1 protein-coding gene is annotated in these 19,257 nt (G+C 76.4%); it reads left to right on the plus strand.

Going from position 1 to position 19,257, the window contains the following annotated elements; all coding sequences use genetic code 11:
* Window positions 1–234: 234 nt before the first annotated feature.
* Window positions 235–19,128, plus strand: a complete 18,894-nt coding sequence (locus AB0912_RS21760; protein WP_366702145.1) for a non-ribosomal peptide synthase/polyketide synthase — start codon at window positions 235–237, stop codon at window positions 19,126–19,128.
* The last annotated feature ends 129 nt before the right edge of the window (window positions 19,129–19,257 follow it).

Raw genomic sequence — 19,257 nt, forward strand, 5'->3', positions numbered from 1 at the left:
CGCCGGGCGCCCGTGACAGCGCCGGGGCCGCCCGGACGGCCCCGCCGGCCGGTAGGTGTCACGTGTGCTCCTCCCCGTGCGCCAGAGCCGCGGGCCGGCGCCGGGAACCGCCGCCCGCCCCTGTCCCCGCGCCGAGTTCCCTCCCCTCGCGGCCTTTCGCCGGGCGGGCGCGTCCCCGCCCTTTCCCCTCCGGCCACCCGCGCCGCCTCCCCCTTCGCCAAAGGATCTGGACCCATGACGGACCCGTACGACACGCCCGTACCGGCGGCCCCGCGACCCCAGCGCGGCGACACGGCACGGCCGGCGGACACCGCGGCCCCGGCGCCCGCCGCTCCGGCACCCTCGTACCCGGCGCTGGAGGACCTCTTCGCGGCCCGGGTGGCCCAGGCCCCGCACGCGCCCGCCCTGACCGACGGGCGGCGCACCTGGACCTACCGTGAACTCGCCGACCGGGCCGACCGGTTGGCCGGTCATCTGGTGCGCGCGGGGGCCGGTCCGGACCGGGTGGTGGCGCTGGTGCTGCCGCGTTCCATGGAGCTGATCGCGGCCGAGCTGGCCGTCGCCCGGTCGGGTGCCGCCTTCCTGCCGGTGGACCCTGCCTATCCCGCCGAGCGGCGGAGGCTGATGCTCACCGACGCCGCGCCGGCGGTGACGCTCGACGACCCGGAGACGGTGGCCGCCCTGCTGGAGCACGGGGACGGCCCGCCCGCCGGACAGGACGCCACGCGCGGTGACGGCTCTGGTTCCGCCGGGGGAGCGGGCGGGGACGGCTCCGGTTCCGCCGGGGGAGCGGGCGGCACGGCGCGCGGGAACGGCTCCGGTACCGCCGGGGGAGCGGGCGGGGACGGCTCTGGTTTGGCCGGGAGAGCGGGCGGCACGGCGCGCGCGGACGGCCCCGGTTCCGCCGGCGTAGCGCGGGCGAGTGGCTCTCCCGACCGGGCCGCCTACGTGATCTACACCTCGGGGTCGACCGGCACCCCGAAGGGCGTGACGGTCACCCACCGGGGCATCGGCGCCTTCACCGCCGCCGCGGCCGAGCGGTACGCGGTCGGCCCGGGCGACCGGGTGCTCCAGTTCTCCTCGCCCAGCTTCGACGCCTCCGTGCTGGAGCTGTTCGTGTCCGTCCTGACCGGCGCCACCCTCGTGGTCCCGCCGGACGGCCCCTGGCTCGGCGACGAACTCGCCGCGGTCCTGGACGAGCACCACATCACCCACACCCTGATCCCGCCGGCCGCGCTGGCCACCCTGCCGGACCCCGCCCACGGCACCGGACACCGGTTACGCACCCTGATCGTGGGCGCCGAGGCCTGCCCGGCGGCTCTCGTGGACCGCTGGGCACCCGGCCGGCGCATGATCAACTCCTATGGCCCGACCGAGGCCACCATCGTCGCCACCTGGACCGGACCGCTCGTCGCCGGCCAGGGCACCCCGACGATCGGTACGGCCCTGCCGCACACCCGCGTCCACGTCCTCGACCCCGCGATGCGGCCCGTGCCGCCCGGCGCGGACGGCGAGCTGTACATCGGCGGCGACGCCGTGGCCCGCGGCTACCTGCGCCGGCCCGGCCTGACCGCCGCCCGCTTCGTCGCCGACCCCTTCGGTCCGCCCGGCACCCGGCTGTACCGCACCGGCGACCGGGTGCGGCTGCGCCCGGACGGCGAACTCGACTACCTCGGACGGCTCGACCGGCAGGTGAAGATCCGCGGATTCCGCGTCGAGCCGGGCGAGATCGAGGCCGCCCTGCGCCGGGACCCCCGCGTCGGCGAGGCCGCCGTCGTGGTCCGTGAGGACGAGCCGGGCCGCCCCCGCCTGGTGGGCTACGCCACCCCCGCCGACCTCGGCACGCGCCCCGACCCGGCGTCCCTGCGCGCCGCCCTCGCCGCCGTGCTGCCCGCCCACCTGGTGCCGTCCGCCGTGCTCGTCCTCGACCGCATGCCGCTCACCGCGCAGAACAAGACCGACCACGCCGCCCTGACCGCCCCCGAACAGGCCCCGCGCGCCGACCGGTTGGCCCCCCGCACCCCGCGCGAGGAAGCCCTCGCCGCGATCTGGGCGGATGTCCTCGGCACCGACGAGGTCGGTGTCACCGACGACTTCCTCGACCTGGGCGGCGACTCCGTCCTCGCCGCGCGCCTCCTGTCCCGGATCCGCGACGACCTGGGCGTGCGGCTCACCGTGCGGGACGTCTTCACCGCCCGCACCGTCGCCGCCCTCGTCCCGCTGCTCGGCGACCCCTGCGCCGCCGCGCCCGCCGAACCCATCCCGGCCGCCCCGCGCACCGGCACCCTGCCGCTGTCCAGCGCTCAGCGCCGGCTCTGGTTCCTCGACGACCTCACCGCCGGCGGCGCCGAGTACAACACCGGCCTCACCCTGCGGCTGCGCGGCACCCTGGACCCGGGCGCCCTGCGCCGCGCCCTGCACCGCCTCGCCGCCCGGCACGACGCGCTGCGCACCACCTTCCGCACCGTCGACGGACAGGGCGCCCAGCACATCGCCCCCGCACCCGACCTGCCGCTGCGCACCGCCGACCTCACCGACGTGCCCGCCGCCCGCCGCGACCAGGCCGCCGAACGGCTGCTCACCGAGGAACTGGGCCGCCCGCACGACTTGACGGCCGGCCCCCTCACCCGCGCCCTGCTGGTCCGCCTCGCCGACACCGACCACCTGCTGCTGCTCGCCCAGCACCACATCGTCACCGACGGCTGGTCCGTGGGCATCCTCACCCGGGAACTGGCCGCGCTGTACCACGCCGAGACCACCGGCGAGCCGGACGCCCTCGCCGAACCGGCCGTCCAGTACCCGGACTTCGCGGTCTGGGAGCAGCGACAGCGCGGCTCGGCGGCGGACGCGGAACACCTGCGCTACTGGCGCACCCACCTGGACGGCGTCCAGCAGCTCGAACTGCCCACCGACCGGCCCCGGCCCGCCGTGCGCACCACCGCCGGCGCCGGGCACCGCCACCATCTGCCGCCCGCCCTCATGGCCCGGCTGCGCACCCTGGCCAACGGCCGGGGCACGACCGTGTTCACCGTGCTGGCCGGGGCGTGCGCGCTGCTGTTCGCCCGCTACTCGGGACAGCGGGACGTCGCGTTCGGCACCATCACCAACGGGCGCGACCGCCGCGACCTTGAGGACGTGGTCGGCTTCTTCGCCAACACCGTGGTGCTCCGCACCGAGGTGGACGAACGGGCCAGCGTGGACCGGTTCGTGGCCGACCTGCGCACCACGCTGCTGGACGCCTTCGCCCACGACGCGGTGCCCTTCGACCGGGTGGTCGAGGAGCTGGCCCCGCCCCGGGACCCGAGCCGCACCCCGCTGGTGCAGGCGCTCGTCGTGCAGCAGACCGCGACCGCACCGGCACCCCGGGCGGGCGGCCTGCGCTTCGACGACCACCCGCTGCCCCGCCCCGCCGCCCGCTTCGACCTGGTGCTGGAGTTCACCCCGGACGCGGACGGCGGCTGTGTGCTGACCGCCGAGTTCAACACCGGCCTGTTCGAGACGCGGACCGTGGCCCGGATGGCCCGCCATGTGCACCGGCTGCTGGAGGCGATGGCCGACGGCCCGGGCCGGAGCCTGGCCGAGCTGCCCATGCTCTCCGAGGACGAGCAGCGCACCCTCGTGGACTCCTGGAACCCGCCGGTCCCCGGCCCGGACGCGGACGACGTCACGCTGCCCGAGCTGTTCCGCGCCCAGGTGGCCCGCACCCCCGACCGTATCGCCGTCACCCACGGCACCGACCGGCTGGACTACGCCGAGGCCGACCGCCGCGCCAACCGCCTGGCCCGGCGGCTGATATCCCGGGGCGCCGCACCGGAGACACTGGTGGCGCTCTGCCTGCCGCGCACCGCCGAACTGCCGGTCGTGCTGTGGGCGGTGCTGAAGTCCGGCGCCGGCTATCTGCCCGTCGACCCGGGCTACCCGGCCGAGCGCATCCGCCTCATGCTCTCCGACGCCCGCCCCGCCCTCGTCGTGGCCACCCCCGAGACCGCCGCCGCGCTGCCCGCCGACTGCGACCCGCTGATCATCGGAGGCCCCGACGACGCCACCGCCGCCGCCGCCGCAGCGCGGTCCGCGGCGGCGGAGGAGGTGACCGACGCCGACCGGCTCCGCCCGCTGCTGCCCGACCACCCGGCGTACGTCATCTACACCTCGGGCTCGACCGGCCGCCCCAAAGGCGTCGTGGTCACCCACCGCACGGTCGCCGCGCTGGCCGCCTGGGCGGCCGAACGGTTCGCCGCGCGCGGCCCGGCCCCGGTGATCGCCTCCACCTCCCTCAACTTCGACGTCTCGGTGTTCGAGCTGCTGTGCCCCCTGCTGGCCGGCGGCAGCGTGGAGGTGGTCGCCGACGCGACCGCCCTCAACGACCCGGGGGAGCGCCGGTCCGGGCTGGTCAGCGGCGTGCCGTCCGTGGTGTCCCGGCTGTTCGCCGGCGGTACGGCACCGGTGGCGGCGGACACGGTCGTGCTGGCCGGCGAGGCACTGTCCGCGCGGACCGTGCACGACCTGCGGGCGGCCCTGCCCTCCTGCGCCATCGCCAACATCTACGGCCCCACCGAAGCCACCGTCTACGCCACCGCCTGGTTCGCCGGGGACCGGCTGCCGGACCAGGCACCGCCGATCGGCCGGCCCGTGGCCCGCACCCGCGGCTACGTCCTGGACAGCCGCCTGCGCCCTCAGCCGCCGGGCGTGACCGGCGAGTTGTATCTCGGCGGCGGGGGACTGGCCCGCGGCTACCTCGGCCGCCCCGGTCTCACCGCCCAGCGGTTCGTCGCCGACCCCTTCGGCGCGCCCGGCTCCCGCATGTACCGCACCGGGGACCTGGTGCGGTGGAGCGCGGACGGCGAGCTGGAGTACGTCGGCCGCACCGACCAGCAGGTCAAGGTGCGCGGCTTCCGCATCGAACTCGGCGAGGTGGAGGAGGCGTTGCGCCGCTGCCCCGGGGTCGCCGAGGCGGCGGTCACCGTCACCGAGACCGACGGCAACCGGCGGCTGACCGGCTACGTCGTCCCCGAGACCGGACAGCGGGTGGACCCCGAGTCCGCGCGCCGGGCACTCGGCAGGACCCTGCCCGACTACATGGTGCCCGCGACCGTGCTGCCGCTGGACGAACTGCCGCTGAACCCCAACGGCAAGCTCGACCGGGCCCGGCTGCCCCAGCCCGGCCCCGCCGCCCGCGCCGCGCACCACGTCGCCCCGCGCACCCCCACCGAGCGGCTGCTGGCCGCCGTCTGGGCCGAGGTGCTGCACGTCGAACAGGTCGGCGTCGACGACAACTTCTTCGAACTCGGCGGCGACTCGATCCTCAGCATCCAGGTGGTGGCACGCGCCCGGCAGGAAGGCCTGGCCGTCACCTCCCGCGACGTCTACCGGCACCAGACCGTCGCCGCCCTCGCCCGCCGCGCCGACGCCGCCGCGGGCCCGCGGCCCCCCGGCGAGGCCCCGGTGGACCCGACCGGCCCCGCACCGCTGACCCCCATCCAGCACTGGCTGTTCGAGACCGGCGCCGACCGGGCCGCCCACTTCGCGCAGGCCCTGTCGGTGCTGCTGCCCGACGACCTCGACCCGGCAGCCCTCGAACACGCGCTGAACGACCTCGTAGCCCACCACGACGCCCTGCGCTCCCGCTTCGACACCGGCCACGGCACCGCGCCCGCCTGGCACATCGCCGAGCCGGGCGACCGGATCACCCTCGCCCGGCACACCGGCCCGGACACCGACACCCCCCACTTCGGCCCCTTCGACCTCGCACGCGGGCCGCTGCTGCGGGCCGTGCTGCACGACCGGGGCACCGGCCGCGCCCCCGTCCTGCACCTGGCCGTGCACCACCTGGTCGTGGACGGCGTGTCCTGGCGGGTGCTGCTGGAGGACCTGGACCGCGCCTACCGCGCCCGCCGCGACGGCACGGACGGGACGACGGCCCTGCCCGCCAAGACCTCGCCGGTCCGCCAGTGGGCCCGCAGGCTCACCGCGCACACCGCCGCCGGCGGCTTCGACGACGAACGCGCCTACTGGGCCCAGGCGGTCCCGCCGGACGGCACCACCCTGCCCGTCGACCTGCCGGGCCCCGACACCTACACCTCCGCCCGCGCCGTCACCGTACGCCTGAGCGCCGAGGACACCGCCGTCCTGCTGCGCGTCCTGCCCGACACCTACCGCACCCGCGCCAACGACGTCCTGCTCGGCGCGCTCGGCCGCGCCCTGTGCGCCTGGAGCGGGCGGGACCGGGTCGTCGTCGACGTCGAGGGCCACGGGCGCGAGGAACTCTTCGCCGACCTCGACCTCGGCCGCACCGTCGGCTGGTTCACCACCCGCCACCCCGTCACCCTCGCCGTCCCGGAGCGGGCCCCCTGGGACACCGTGCTCAAGCAGGTCAAGGAGCAACTGCGGGCCGTACCCCGGCACGGCATCGGCCACGACGCGCTCCGCCACCTGGCCCCCCGGGACGGCGACCCGCACGCCCCGGCGGCCCACATCAGCTTCAACTACCTGGGCCGGATGAGCCTGGACGACGACGGGACCGGCCTGTACCGGGGCACCTTCCGGCCGCTGGAACTGGACGCCGCCCCGGCCGCCGAGCGCCCGCACGCCCTGGAGGTCGTCGGCCGGCTCGACGCCGACGCGCTGGAGTTCACCTGGTTCTACTCCGGCCAGGTGCACCACGAGTCCACCGTCCGCGCCCTCGCCCACGGCTACGCCGCCGCCCTGGCCGACCTCGCCCGGTACGCCGCCCGGCCCGACGCGGCCGGCCGCACCCCCTCGGACTTCCCGCTGGCCCCGCTCGACCAGAGTGCCGTCGACCGCGTCGTGGGGGACACCCCGGGCACGGTCGAGGACGTACTGCCGCTGACGCCGACGCAGGCCGGCATGCTCTTCCACGGGCTCTCCCGGGACGACCGCGGCGTCTACTTCCAGCAGCTCACCTTCGTCCTGGACGGCGTCGACCGCCCCGACCTGCTCGCCGCGGCCTGGCAGCAGGTCACCGAGGCGACGGCCGTGCTGCGCGGCCGGGTGGTCTGGCAGGACGTGCCCGAACCCCTGCTCGTCGTCGGACACGCCACCGCGCTGCCGGTGACCGCGCTGGACTGGCGCGGCCTGAGCGCCGAGGAGACCCGCGAGCGCCTGGACACCCTGCTGCGCGAGGACCGCGCGGCCGGCATCGACCTGGCCGGCGGCCCGCTCCAGCGCCTGCTGCTCGCCCGGGTCTCCGACACCGCCGTCCGCGTGGTGTGGTCCTTCCACCATCTGCTGCTCGACGGCTGGAGCCTCTTCCAGGTGCTGTCGGACGTCTTCGCCCGGCACAGCGTCCTCACCGGACGGCCCGGCGCACCGGCCGTACCCGACCGCCGGCCCTGGCGGGACTACGTGGCCTGGCTGCGCGAGCGCGACCGCGACGAGGCCGAAACGCACTGGCGGCAGCGGCTCGCCGGGCTCGACGAGACCACGCCCCTGCCCTACGACCGCGAACCCCGCGAGACCCACCGCGCCGAGTCCACCGCGGCCGTCCGGGTCACCGTGCCCGAGGCGTCGACCCGCGCGCTGGAGGAGCTGGCACGCACCTCGGGCCTGACCCTCAACACCCTCGTGCAGGGCGCCTGGGCCATACTGATGAGCCGTCAGTCCCGCCGTGCCGAAGTGGTGTTCGGCACCACCGTGTCCGGCAGGCCGGCGGAGCTGGCCGGCGCCGAGTCCATCACCGGCCTGTTCATCACCACCCTGCCCACCCGGGTCACCGTCCCCGCCGACGGCACCCTCCGGGACTGGCTGCGCTCGCTCCAGCACGACCAGAGCGAGGACCGCCGCCACGACCACCTGGCACTCGGCCACCTGCGGACGTTCACCGAACTCCCGGAACGGGCCGCCCTGTTCGACAGCATCGTCGTCTTCGAGAACTACCCGGTGGACGACGCCCTCGCCGCCGCCCACGGCCTCGCCCTGCGCGACCTGGACGGCATCGAGACCACCAACTACCCGCTGAGCCTGGTCGCCTACCCGGGCACCGAACTGGCGCTGCGCCTCGGCTACGACCCCGAGCTGTTCGACGCGGCCACCGCGCACCGGCTCGCCGAGTACCTGACCGTCCTGCTCACCGGGATGGCCGACGGCCCCGAACAGGCGCCCGCCCGGCTCCCGTTGCTCACGGCGGAGCGCCGCACACAGGTCCTGCGCACCTGGAACGACACGGCCGCCGACCTCCCCGAGGCCACGGTCGCCGAACTCTTCGCCGCCCAGGTACGCCGCACCCCCGACGCGATCGCCCTGGACGCCGGCGACGAGCGCCTCACCTACCGCGAACTCGACGCGCGGGCAACGCAGTTCGCGGAACGCCTCACGGCTCTCGGAGTACGCGCCGAGCGTGCCGTCGGCGTGCTGATGGACCGCTCCGTGGACCTCGTCCTCGCCCAACTGGCCCTGGTGCGCACCGGCGGGGTCTACGTCCCGCTGGACGGCAGGGCCCCCCACGAGCGGCTGCGCCGCATGCTCTCCGAGGCCGGCGCCACCCTGCTGCTCACCGACGCCGCCTGGCAGGAGACCGCCCAGGACCTGCTCCCGGGCGACGGGGTCCGGCGCGTCGACGAGGGCACCACGCCGCGGGGCGCCGGCACGCCCGGCACCGGCGCCGTGCACCCCGACCACGTGCAGTACCTGATGTTCACCTCCGGCTCCACCGGCACCCCCAAGGGCGTCGCGGTCCGCCAGCGGGACGTCGCCGCCCTCGCGCTGGACCGGGCCTTCGCCGGGCACGAACGGGTGCTCGTGCACTCCCCGCACGCCTTCGACGCCGCCACCTACGAGGTCTGGGTCCCCCTGCTGCGCGGCGGCACCGCCGTCCTGGCCCCGCCCGCCGGCCTGGACGCCGCCGCCGTCCGGCACGCGCTCACGAAACGGGGCGTCACCCACCTGTGGCTGACGGCCGGCCTCTTCCGGCTGCTCGCCCAGGAGGACCCGGCCTGCCTGCGCGGCGCCCGCGAGGTGTGGACCGGCGGCGAGGCCGTCCCCGGTGCCGTCGTCCGCCGGGTCCTGGACGCCTGCCCCGGCCTCACCGTCGTCGACGGCTACGGCCCCACCGAGACCACCACCTTCGCCACCCGCCGACCCTTCCGCGCCGGCGACCCGCTGCCCGCCGTCCTGCCCATCGGCCGCCCGCTGGACAACACCCGCGCCTACGTCCTGGACGGCGCCCTCCAGCCCCAGCCGCCCGGCATCCCCGGCGAGCTGTACCTCGCCGGCGCCGGCCTCGCGCGCGGCTACGCGGGCCGGCCCGGAGCCACCGCGGCCCGCTATCTCGCCGACCCGTTCGGAGAGCCCGGAACGCGCATGTACCGCACCGGCGACATCGTGCGCTGGAGCGCGGACGGCGAACTGCACTTCGTGGGCCGCGCCGACGACCAGATCAAGATCCGCGGCTTCCGGGTCGAACCCGCCGAGATCGAGGCCCGGCTCACCGAGCACCCCGCCGTCGCCGAGGCCGTCGTCTCGCCGTACACCGCCGACGGACGCAAGCGGCTGGCCGCCCACCTCGTCCCCGCCGAGGGCGCCGCCGTGCCCGCCGCGGCCGAACTGCGCGCCCACCTCGCCGCCGGCCTGCCCGACTACATGCTGCCCGCCGCGTTCGTCCCGCTGCCCCGGCTGCCGCTGACCGCCAACGGCAAGGTGGACCGGCGGCGGCTGCCCGAGCCCGACTGGTCGGCGGCCGGCGACAGCGCCTACCGCGCCCCCGGCAACGACACCGAGCGGATTCTCGCCGGGATCTGGGCCGACCTGCTGGGCGTCGCACAGGTCGGCGTCGACGACAGCTTCTTCCTGCTGGGCGGCGACTCGATCCTCAGCATCCAGGTCGTCTCCCGCGCCCGCGCCGCCGGCCTCGCCCTCACCCCGCGCGACCTGTTCCGGCACCCCACGGTGGCCCGGCTCGCCGCCGCCACCGGCACCGCCGCGGCCGTCGCCGGCACCGGACCGGTCCAGGGCGAGGTGCCCCTGACCCCGATCCAGCACTGGTTCCTCGGCCCCGGGCCGCGCAGGCCGGAGGTCTTCGACCAGTCCGTCCTCGTGGAGACCGCGCCCGACGCCGACCCGGACGCCCTGCGCCGCGCCCTCGCCGCCCTGTGGAGCCACCACGACGCCCTGCGCTCCCGGTTCACCACCACGCGGGACGGGAACTGGCGCCAGGAGGTCACCGCCGCCGACGCTCCCGCCCCCGACCTGCTGACCGTGTGCCCCCTCGACGGTCTCGATCCCGAGGCGGCCCGGCGGGCGCTGGCCGACGCCACGGCCGCGGCGCACGAGTCGTTCCGCCTGGACACCGGGCCGCTGCTCACCGCCCGCCTGTTCACCGGCGGCACCGGGCCCGCCCGCCTGCTGCTCGTCGTCCACCACCTGGTGGTCGACGGCGTCTCCTGGCGGATCCTGCTGGAGGACCTGGAGACCGCCTACCGGCAGACCCTCGCCGCGGAGCCGGTACGGCTGCCCGGCCGCACCACCTCCGTGCGCGAGTGGGCCCGCCGCCTCGCCGCCCACACCCGCGCGGGCGGCTTCACCGGCCAGCTCGCCCACTGGGCCCGTACCGCCGCGCACTGCGCCGAGCCGCTGCCCCAGGACGCCGACGGCGGCAACACCATGGCGGACGTCCGCGAGGTCACCGTACGGCTCGACCGGCGGCGCACCGACGAACTGCTGCGCCGGGTCCCGGCCGTCTACCGCACGCGCGTCGACGACGTCCTGCTCACGGCGCTGGGCCGGGTCCTGGCCGACTGGACCGGGCGGGCCACCGTCGCCGTGGACCTGGAAGGGCACGGCCGCGAGGACCAGTTGTTCGAGGACGTCGACCTGTCCCGCACGGTCGGCTGGTTCACCACGCTGTTCCCGGTCGCCCTGAACGTCCCCGCCGGCGACTGGGGCGGCGCCCTGAAGGCGGTCAAGGAGCAACTGCGGGCCGTACCCGAACGCGGCGTCGGCCACGGCGCGCTGCGCCACCTCGCCCCCGGCAACCGGCCGGCGACCGCGCCGGCACCCGGCATCAGCTTCAACTACCTCGGTCGGTTCGACTGGTCCACCGACGACGCCACCCTGGTCCGCGCGGTCCCCGGCGGCCTCGGCGGCGCCGACGCGCCCGAGACCGAACGCGCCCACCTGCTGGACGTGGTGGCCCGCGTCGAGGACGGCCGCCTGGAGATCGGCTGGCACTACAGCGGCGCCCGGCACCACGAGAGCACCGTCACCGGCCTCGCCGAGGGCATGCTGCGCGCCCTGGAGGAGATCCTCGCCCACTGCGCCGGCCCCGGCGCGGGCGGCCGTACCCCCTCCGACTTCCCGCTCGCCCGCCTGGACCAGACGGCCGTCGACACGCTGGCCGGCGACGGCCGGGCCGTCGAAGACCTCCTGCCGCTGACCCCGATGCAGTCCGGCATGCTGTTCCACAGCCTGCTGGACCCCGACGGGCGCGCCTATGTCAACCAGGTGCAGTTGGTGCTGACCGGCGTCACCGACCCGTACGCCCTCGCCGAGGCCTGGCAGAGGACCGTCGACGCCAACCCGGTGCTGCGCTCCCACCCCGCCTGGCAGGAGAGCACCGAACCCGTCCAGGTGATCCGGCCCCGGGCCACCGTGCCCGTCGCCCACCACGACTGGACCGGCAGGCCCGCCGACCGGTGCGCGGCCGACCTCGACCGGCTCGTCGAGGCGGACCGGGAGACGGGCATCGATCTCGGCACGGCACCGCTGATGCGGCTCACCCTGATCCGGCTCGCCCCCGACCGCGTCCGCATGGTGTGGACGTTCCACCACATCCTGCTGGACGGCTGGAGCGCCGCCCAGGTCTTCGACGAGGTGTGCGAGCGCTACGCGGCCCTCACCGGCGGACGCCCCGCCCAGGTGCCCGCGCGCCGGCCCTTCGCCGACTACCTGGGCTGGCTGGCCGGGCAGGACACCGCCCAGGCCGAACGGTACTGGCGCGCCACCCTCGCCGGATTCCGCGCCCCGACCGAACTGCCCCGCGACCGCCGCGCCACCGGCGCCCACCACAGCTCCTCCTCCGGCACCGTACGGATGACGCTCGGCGCGGAGGTGTCGGCGCGGCTGCGGGAGACCGCGCGGCGGGCCGGCCTCACGGTCAACACCGTCCTCCAGGGCGCCTGGGCACTGCTGCTGTCCCGCTACGGCGGCGGAGACGACGTCGTGTTCGGCACCACCGTGTCCGGCCGGCCCGCCGAACTGCCGGGCGTCACCACGATGGTGGGCCTGTTCATCAACACCCTGCCCACCCGGGCCCGGATCGACGGACACCGCCCGCTGCTGGACTGGCTGCGCGACCTCCAGGCCGCGCAGTCCGAGGCCCGGCGCCACGACTTCGTCTCGCTGGCCCAACTGGGCACCTGGAGCGAGGTGCCCGGCGGCACCAACCTGTTCGACTCCATCGTCGTGTTCGAGAACTACCCCTTCGACGAGGGCGCGCTGGCCCGGCACGGCCTGGCCATGGAGACCGAACGGGACCTGGAGCCCACCAACTACCCGCTCAGCGTGGTCGTCGCCCCCGGCGACACCCTCGACGTGAGCCTCGACTACGACCCGGCCGCCTTCGACGCGTCCACGGTCGAAGGGCTCGGGGAGAGCCTGCGCACCCTGCTCACCGCGATGGCCGGCGACCCCGGCACCACCCTGGCCGGCCTGCCGCTCACCGACCCCGCCCGGGGCCGCGAACTGCTCGACCGGTTCGGCGGCTCCCACGTCACCGCGCCCCAGGACACCCTGCCCGAGGCGTTCGCCCGCCAGGCCGCCCTGACTCCGGCCGCGCCCGCCGTCCGGCACGGCGCCGACCTGCTCACCTACCGCGAACTGGACGAGCGCGCCAACCGGCTGGCCCGGCTGCTCGTCGACGCGGGCGCCGGCCCCGAACGGTACGTCGCCCTCGCCCTGCCCCGCACCGCCGACCTCGTCGTGGCCCTCCTCGCCGTCCTCAAGAGCGGCGCCGCCTACCTGCCGGTCGACCCCGGCCACCCCGCCGAGCGCATCGCGTTCCTCTTCGAGGACGTACGGCCCCTCGCGGTCGTCACGGCCACCGCGACGGCCGGCCGGCTCCCGGACGGCCCGTACACCCGGCTCGTCATGGACGACCCCGGCTGCGCACGGCGGCTCGCCGCCGCCTCCGCCGCCCCGGTCGGCGACGGCGACCGGCACGCCCCGCTGCTGCCCGGACACCCCGCCTACGTCATCCACACCTCCGGCTCGACCGGCCGCCCCAAGGGCGTCGTCGTCGCGCACGGCTCGGTGCTGGCGCTGACCGACTGGGCGGCAACCGAGTTCACCGGCCGCGGGCTCGACCACGTGGTGGCGTCCACCTCGCTCAACTTCGACGTGTCGGTCTTCGAGATCTTCTCGCCCCTGATGTCCGGCGGCTGCGTCGAGATCGTCCGCGACCTGCTCGCCCTGGCCGAGCGGCCGGGCCCGTGGCGGGCCGGACTGCTCAGCGCCGTGCCCTCCGCCCTCGGCCGGCTGCTGGCCGAGGACACCGTGCGGGTCGGCGCCGACACCGTGGTCCTCGCGGGGGAGGGGCTGCCCGCCCGGACCGTGGGACAGGTCCGCGCGGCGGTACCCGGCTGCGAGGTGCGCAACATCTATGGCCCCACCGAGGCCACCGTCTACGCCACCGCCTTCACCTGCGACCCCGCCGACCCCGACCGGGACCCGCCGATCGGCCGGCCGGTCGGCGGCGCCCGCGGCTACGTCCTGGACGAGCGGATGCGCCCGGTGCCCGTCGGCGCGCCCGGCGAACTGTTCCTCGCCGGCACCGGGGTGGCCCGCGGCTATCTGCGCCGGCCCGGACTGACCGCGTCCCGCTTCCTGCCCGACCCGTTCGGGCCGCCCGGCAGCCGCATGTACCGCACCGGCGACCGGGCCCGCTGGACCGCCGACGGCGACATCGTCTACCTGGGCCGGACCGACGACCAGGTCAAGGTGCGCGGTTTCCGCATCGAACTCGGCGAGGTGGAAGCGGCGCTGGCCCGCCACCCGGCCGTGTCCGCCGCGGCGGCCCGGGTGGCCGAGCACGACGGTCACCGCCGCCTGATCGGCTACGCGGTGCCCGCCGCGGGCGGCCTCCCGGACCCGGCGGAGCTGCGCGCGTTCCTCTCCCACACCCTCCCCGACCACCTGGTGCCCGCCATCGTGGTGCCGCTGGACCGGCTTCCGCTCGGCGCCACCGGCAAGCTCGACCGGCGGGCCCTGCCCGACCCCGAGTGGAGCGCCGGCACCGGCACCGGCCGGCCGCCCGCCACCCCGGCCGAACGCACCCTCGCCGCCATCTGGTGCCAGGCGCTGGGCGTGCCCGAAGTCGGCGCCGACGACAACTACTTCACCCTCGGCGGCGACTCCGTGCTCGGCATCCAGATCGTCTCCGCCGCCCGCCGGGCCGGCCTCGCGCTCAGCCCGCGCCACCTGTTCACCCACCAGACCCTCGCCGAACTCGCGGCTGCGGCACAGGAGTTGCCCACCTCCCCGGTCACGGCCGAGCAGGGCCCGGTCATCGGCGACACCCCGCTCACCCCGGTGCAGCACTGGCTGCTCGACACCCTCGGCGGCGACCCGTCCGACTTCAGCCAGACGGTCGCCTGCCAACTGGCCGACAACACCGACGAATCGCTGCTGAGGGGCGCCCTCGCCGCCGTGCTCGAACGGCACGACGCGCTGCGGCTGCGGTTCGAGACGGCGGCCGACGGGACCCGGCGGCAGTACGGCACCGTGCCCGGCGAGGCCCCGCACCTGGAGGTGCACGACGGGCCGCCCGACCCCGGCCTCGCGCGGCGCCTGGCCGCCGGCTTCGACCTGGCGAACGGGCCGCTGCTGCGGGCCGCGCTCTGCCAGGGCGAGACGGATGAGACGGGCGATCCGGGTGAGACGGGTCAGACGGGCGATCCGGGTCAGACGGGCGAGAGGATCAGGAGAGGCGAAACGGGCGAGAGGGGCGGGCGGCCGGTGCTGGTGCTCGCCGCCCACCACCTGGTCGTGGACGCCGTGTCCTGGCGGCTGATCCTGGAGGACCTCGACACCGCCTACCGCGCCCTGCGGGCCGGCGACCGCCCCGGCCTCGGCGCCAAGACCACGTCCTTCCGCGCCTGGGCGCAGCGGCTCGCCGCCCACACGGCGGCCGGCGGCTTCGACGACGAGGTCCCGCACTGGCGCGCCCAGCACGCCCCGGGGCCGCTGCCCGTGGACCATCCGGGAGGCGCGAACACCGCCGCCGAGGAGGCGACGGTCACGGCGGGCCTCGACGCCGAGGACACCCGGCGGCTTCTCCAGGACGTCCCGGACGCCTACCGCACCCGCGTCAACGACGTGCTGCTGTACGCCCTCGGCCGGGTGCTGGCCCGCTGGACCAGCCGGGACCGGGTGGCGGTCACCCTGGAGGGCCACGGCCGCGAGGACCTCTTCGCCGACGTCGACCTCTCCCGCACCGTCGGCTGGTTCACCAGCCTGTACCCGGTCGCCCTGGACATGGCACGGGACGCCGGCACCGGCCCCGCGCTCAAGGCCGTCAAGGAGAACCTGCGGGCCGTACCGAGGGGCGGCGTCGGGTACGGCGCCCTGCGCCACCTCCACCCGACAGCCGGCCGGGACCTGCCCGGCCTGCCCGGCATCAGCTTCAACTACCTCGGCCGGCCCGACCGGCAGACGGCGTCCGGCGGCCTGCTGCACGCCCCCCACGGCGGCCTCACCGGCGGCATGGACCGCACCGCCGACCGGCCCCACCTCCTCGACGTCCTCGGCCAAGTAGTGGACGGCAGGCTGGAGTTCGGCTGGTCGTACTCCACGGCCCTGCACCGCCGCGAGACCGTCGAACGGCTCGCCGCCGAGCTGACCGGTGAACTGCGCGCCCTGATCCGGCACTGCGCCGAGCCCGGCGCGGGCGGACGCACCCCGTCCGACTTCCCGCTGGCCCCGCTCGACCAGGCCGCCGTCGACCGGATCGCCGGCACCGGCCGGGACGTACAGGACGTCTACCCGCTCACGCCCACGCAGACCGGCATGGTCGTACACGGCATGGACGAGGCCGCACACGGCCTGTACGTCGAGCAGATCACCTTCGTCGTGGACGGCGCCCGCGACGTGGACCTGCTCGCCGCCGCCTGGCGGCACGTGGTCGACCGCACCCCGGTCCTGCGCACCGCCGTCGTCCTGGACGGCGCACCCGTACCGCTCCAGACCGTCCACCGGAACGTCACCCCGCCGGTCACCCGGCACGACTGGAGCACCCTGCCCGAGGACCGGCACCCGGCCGAACTGGAACAACTCCTGGGCGCGGAACGGGCCCTGGGCATCGCGCTGGACCGGCCGCCGCTGCTGCGCCTCGCCCTGGTCCGGCTCGGACCGGACGCGGTACGCGTGGTGTGGACCTTCCACCACGTCCTGCTGGACGGCTGGAGCGTCTTCCACGTCCTCGGCGACGTACTGACCGCGCACGCCGCGCTCGCCCGCGGGGAGCGGCCCCGACTGCCCGAGCGCCGGCCCTTCTCCGACTACGCCGCCCACCTCGCCCGCCGCGACACCGCCGACGCCCGCGACCACTGGCGCGGCGTCCTCGCCGGCCTGACCGCCCCGACCCCGCTGCCCTACGACCGCAGGCCCGCCCCGGACACCACCGCCCGCTCGGGCACCTGGCTCTCCGAACGCCTGAGCACCGAACAGACCGAGGCGCTCCAGGAGTTCGCCCGCCGGCACCGGCTGACCCTCAACACCCTCGTCCAGGGCGCCTGGGCGCTGCTGCTGGCCCGCTGGAGCGGCACACCGGAGGTCTGCTTCGGCACCACCGTCTCCGGCCGCCCCGCCGACCTGCCCGGCGCCGACACCATCACCGGCCTGTTCATCACCACCCTGCCCGCCCGCGTCCACGCCGACGGCATCGCACGCTGCGCCCCCTGGCTGCGCGCCCTGCAAGAGGCGCGCGCCGAGGACCGCCGGTTCGACCACATGCCCCTGAACGAGCTGCACGGCCTCACCCAACTGCCGCCCGGTACCGCGATGTTCGACAGCCTGGTGGTGTTCGAGAACTATCCCGTCGGGGACGCCACCGCCGGCGCCCACGGACTGACCCTGCGCGACCTGGACGCCCGCGAGGCCACCAACTACCCGCTCACCGTGGTCGTCTCGCCCGGCGACCGGCTCGCCGTCGAACTCGGCTACGACCCGCGCCACTTCGACGCCGCGACGGCGCGCTCCCTCGCCGGGCAGTTGCTGCACACCCTGCGCGCGCTGGCCGCCACCGACGGCACCACCCGCCTGGACGACCTCGACACGCTGCCGCCCGAGGACCGCGCCCGGCTGCTGCGCGGCCCGGTCCGGCCGGAGCCGGCACCCGTGTCCCCGGCCACCCTGCCCGCCCTGATCGAGGCCGCCGTGGACCGGTGGCCCGAGGCGCCCGCCCTCGCCGACCCCGCCCGGCAGCTGACCTTCGCCGAGACCGAGGCGTACGCCAACCGCCTCGCCCACCAGCTCATCGCCCGCGGCGCCGGGCCCGGCCACCTCGTGGCCCTGCTGCTGCCCCGCTCGCTCGACATGGTGCTGGCCCAGCTCGCGGTCGCCAAGACGGGCGCCGCCTTCCTGCCCGTGGACCCCGCCTACCCGGACGAGCGGATCACGCTCATGCTCCGCGACGCGGCCCCCGCCCTCACCCTGGACGCCAAGGAGGTCGCCGCGCTCCTCGCCGACCCGGCCGAGGGCGCGCCGGCCCACCGGCCCACCGACGCCGACCGCGGGCGCCCGCTCGACCTGGACGACCCGGCCTACGTCATCTACACCTCCGGCTCCACCGGCACCCCCAAGGGCGTCGTCGTCACCCAGCGCGGCATCGCCGGGTTCGCCGCCGCCGAGGCCGCGCACTACCAGGTGACCGAGGGGGACCGGGTGCTGGCCTTCGCCACACCCAGCTTCGACGCCTCCGTGCTGGAGCTGTGCGCGTCCCTGCCGCACGGCGCCCGGCTGGTCGTACCCGAGCCCGGTCCGCTGCTCGGCGAACCACTGGCCCGGGTCCTGCGCGACCAGGGCATCACCCACACCCTGCTGCCGCCGGCCGCGCTCGCCACCCTGCCCGCCGGCACGCCCGGCACCCTGCCCGGCCTGAAGACGCTGATCGTCGGCGCCGACGCGTGCGGCGCCGACCTGGTCGCCCGCTGGGCACCGCACCACCGCATGGTCAACTCCTATGGACCCACCGAGGCCACCGTCGTCGCCACCTGGTCCGCGCCCCTGACCCCGGACGGCACCGCCCCTCCCATCGGCCGCCCGCTGCCCGCCACCGGCGCCTATGTCCTCGACGCCCGGCTGCGCCCGGTCCCCGACGGCGTCCCCGGCGAACTCTGGCTCAGCGGACCGGCCCTGGCCCGCGGCTACCTCGGCCGCCCCGGACTGACCGCCGCCCGCTTCACCGCCGACCCCTACGGGCCGCCCGGCACCCGCATGTACCGCACCGGCGACCTGGTGCGCCGGGACGGCCACGGCGAACTGCGCTACCTGGGCCGCACCGACCACCAGCTGAAGCTGCGCGGCCACCGCATCGAGGCCGGCGAGGTCGAGACCGTCCTGACCCGCCACCCCGGCGTGCTCGACGCGGTGGTGAGCGTACGGCAGGACGAACCGGGCCTGCCCCGGCTGGTCGCCCACCTGCTCACCGCCCCCGGCGCCGAACCCCCGGCGGACGCGGAACTGCGCGCCCTGGCCGCCCGCTCGCTGCCCGGCCACATGGTGCCGTCGGCGTTCGTCGTCCTGGACCGCTTCCCGGTCACGGAGAACGGCAAGACCGACCGGGCCGCCCTGCCCGCCCCGGCCCCGGCCCCGCGGAACGCACCGGTCCAGGCCGGGCACGTGGCACCCCGAACCCCCGCCGAGGAAGCGCTCGCGGCCCTGTGGGAGGACGCCCTCGGCACGGCCGTGGGCGCCGAGGACGACTACTTCCTGCTCGGCGGCGACTCGATGCGCGCCCTGCTCATCGCCTCCCGCGCCAACGACCTGTTCGGGGTGGACCTCACCCCGCGCGACGTCCTGGTCTCCCGCACCGTCGCCGCCCTGGCGGAACGGGTGGAGGAACAGGTGCTCAGCCAACTCGAAGACGCCGCGCACGGCGGCCCCGACCACGACGAACGGTGAGGACCCGACCATGACGTCTTCGAAGCCCTCCCGGCGCGAGCGCGCCGAGGCACTCCCCGACGACCTGCGGGAAGCCCTGCGCCGCCGCCTGGCCGGCCGCGCTCCCGGCGGCCCGGCGGGCGGCTCGCC

This window comes from Streptomyces sp. NPDC007084 (assembly GCF_040703595.1).
GTDB lineage: Bacteria > Actinomycetota > Actinomycetes > Streptomycetales > Streptomycetaceae > Streptomyces.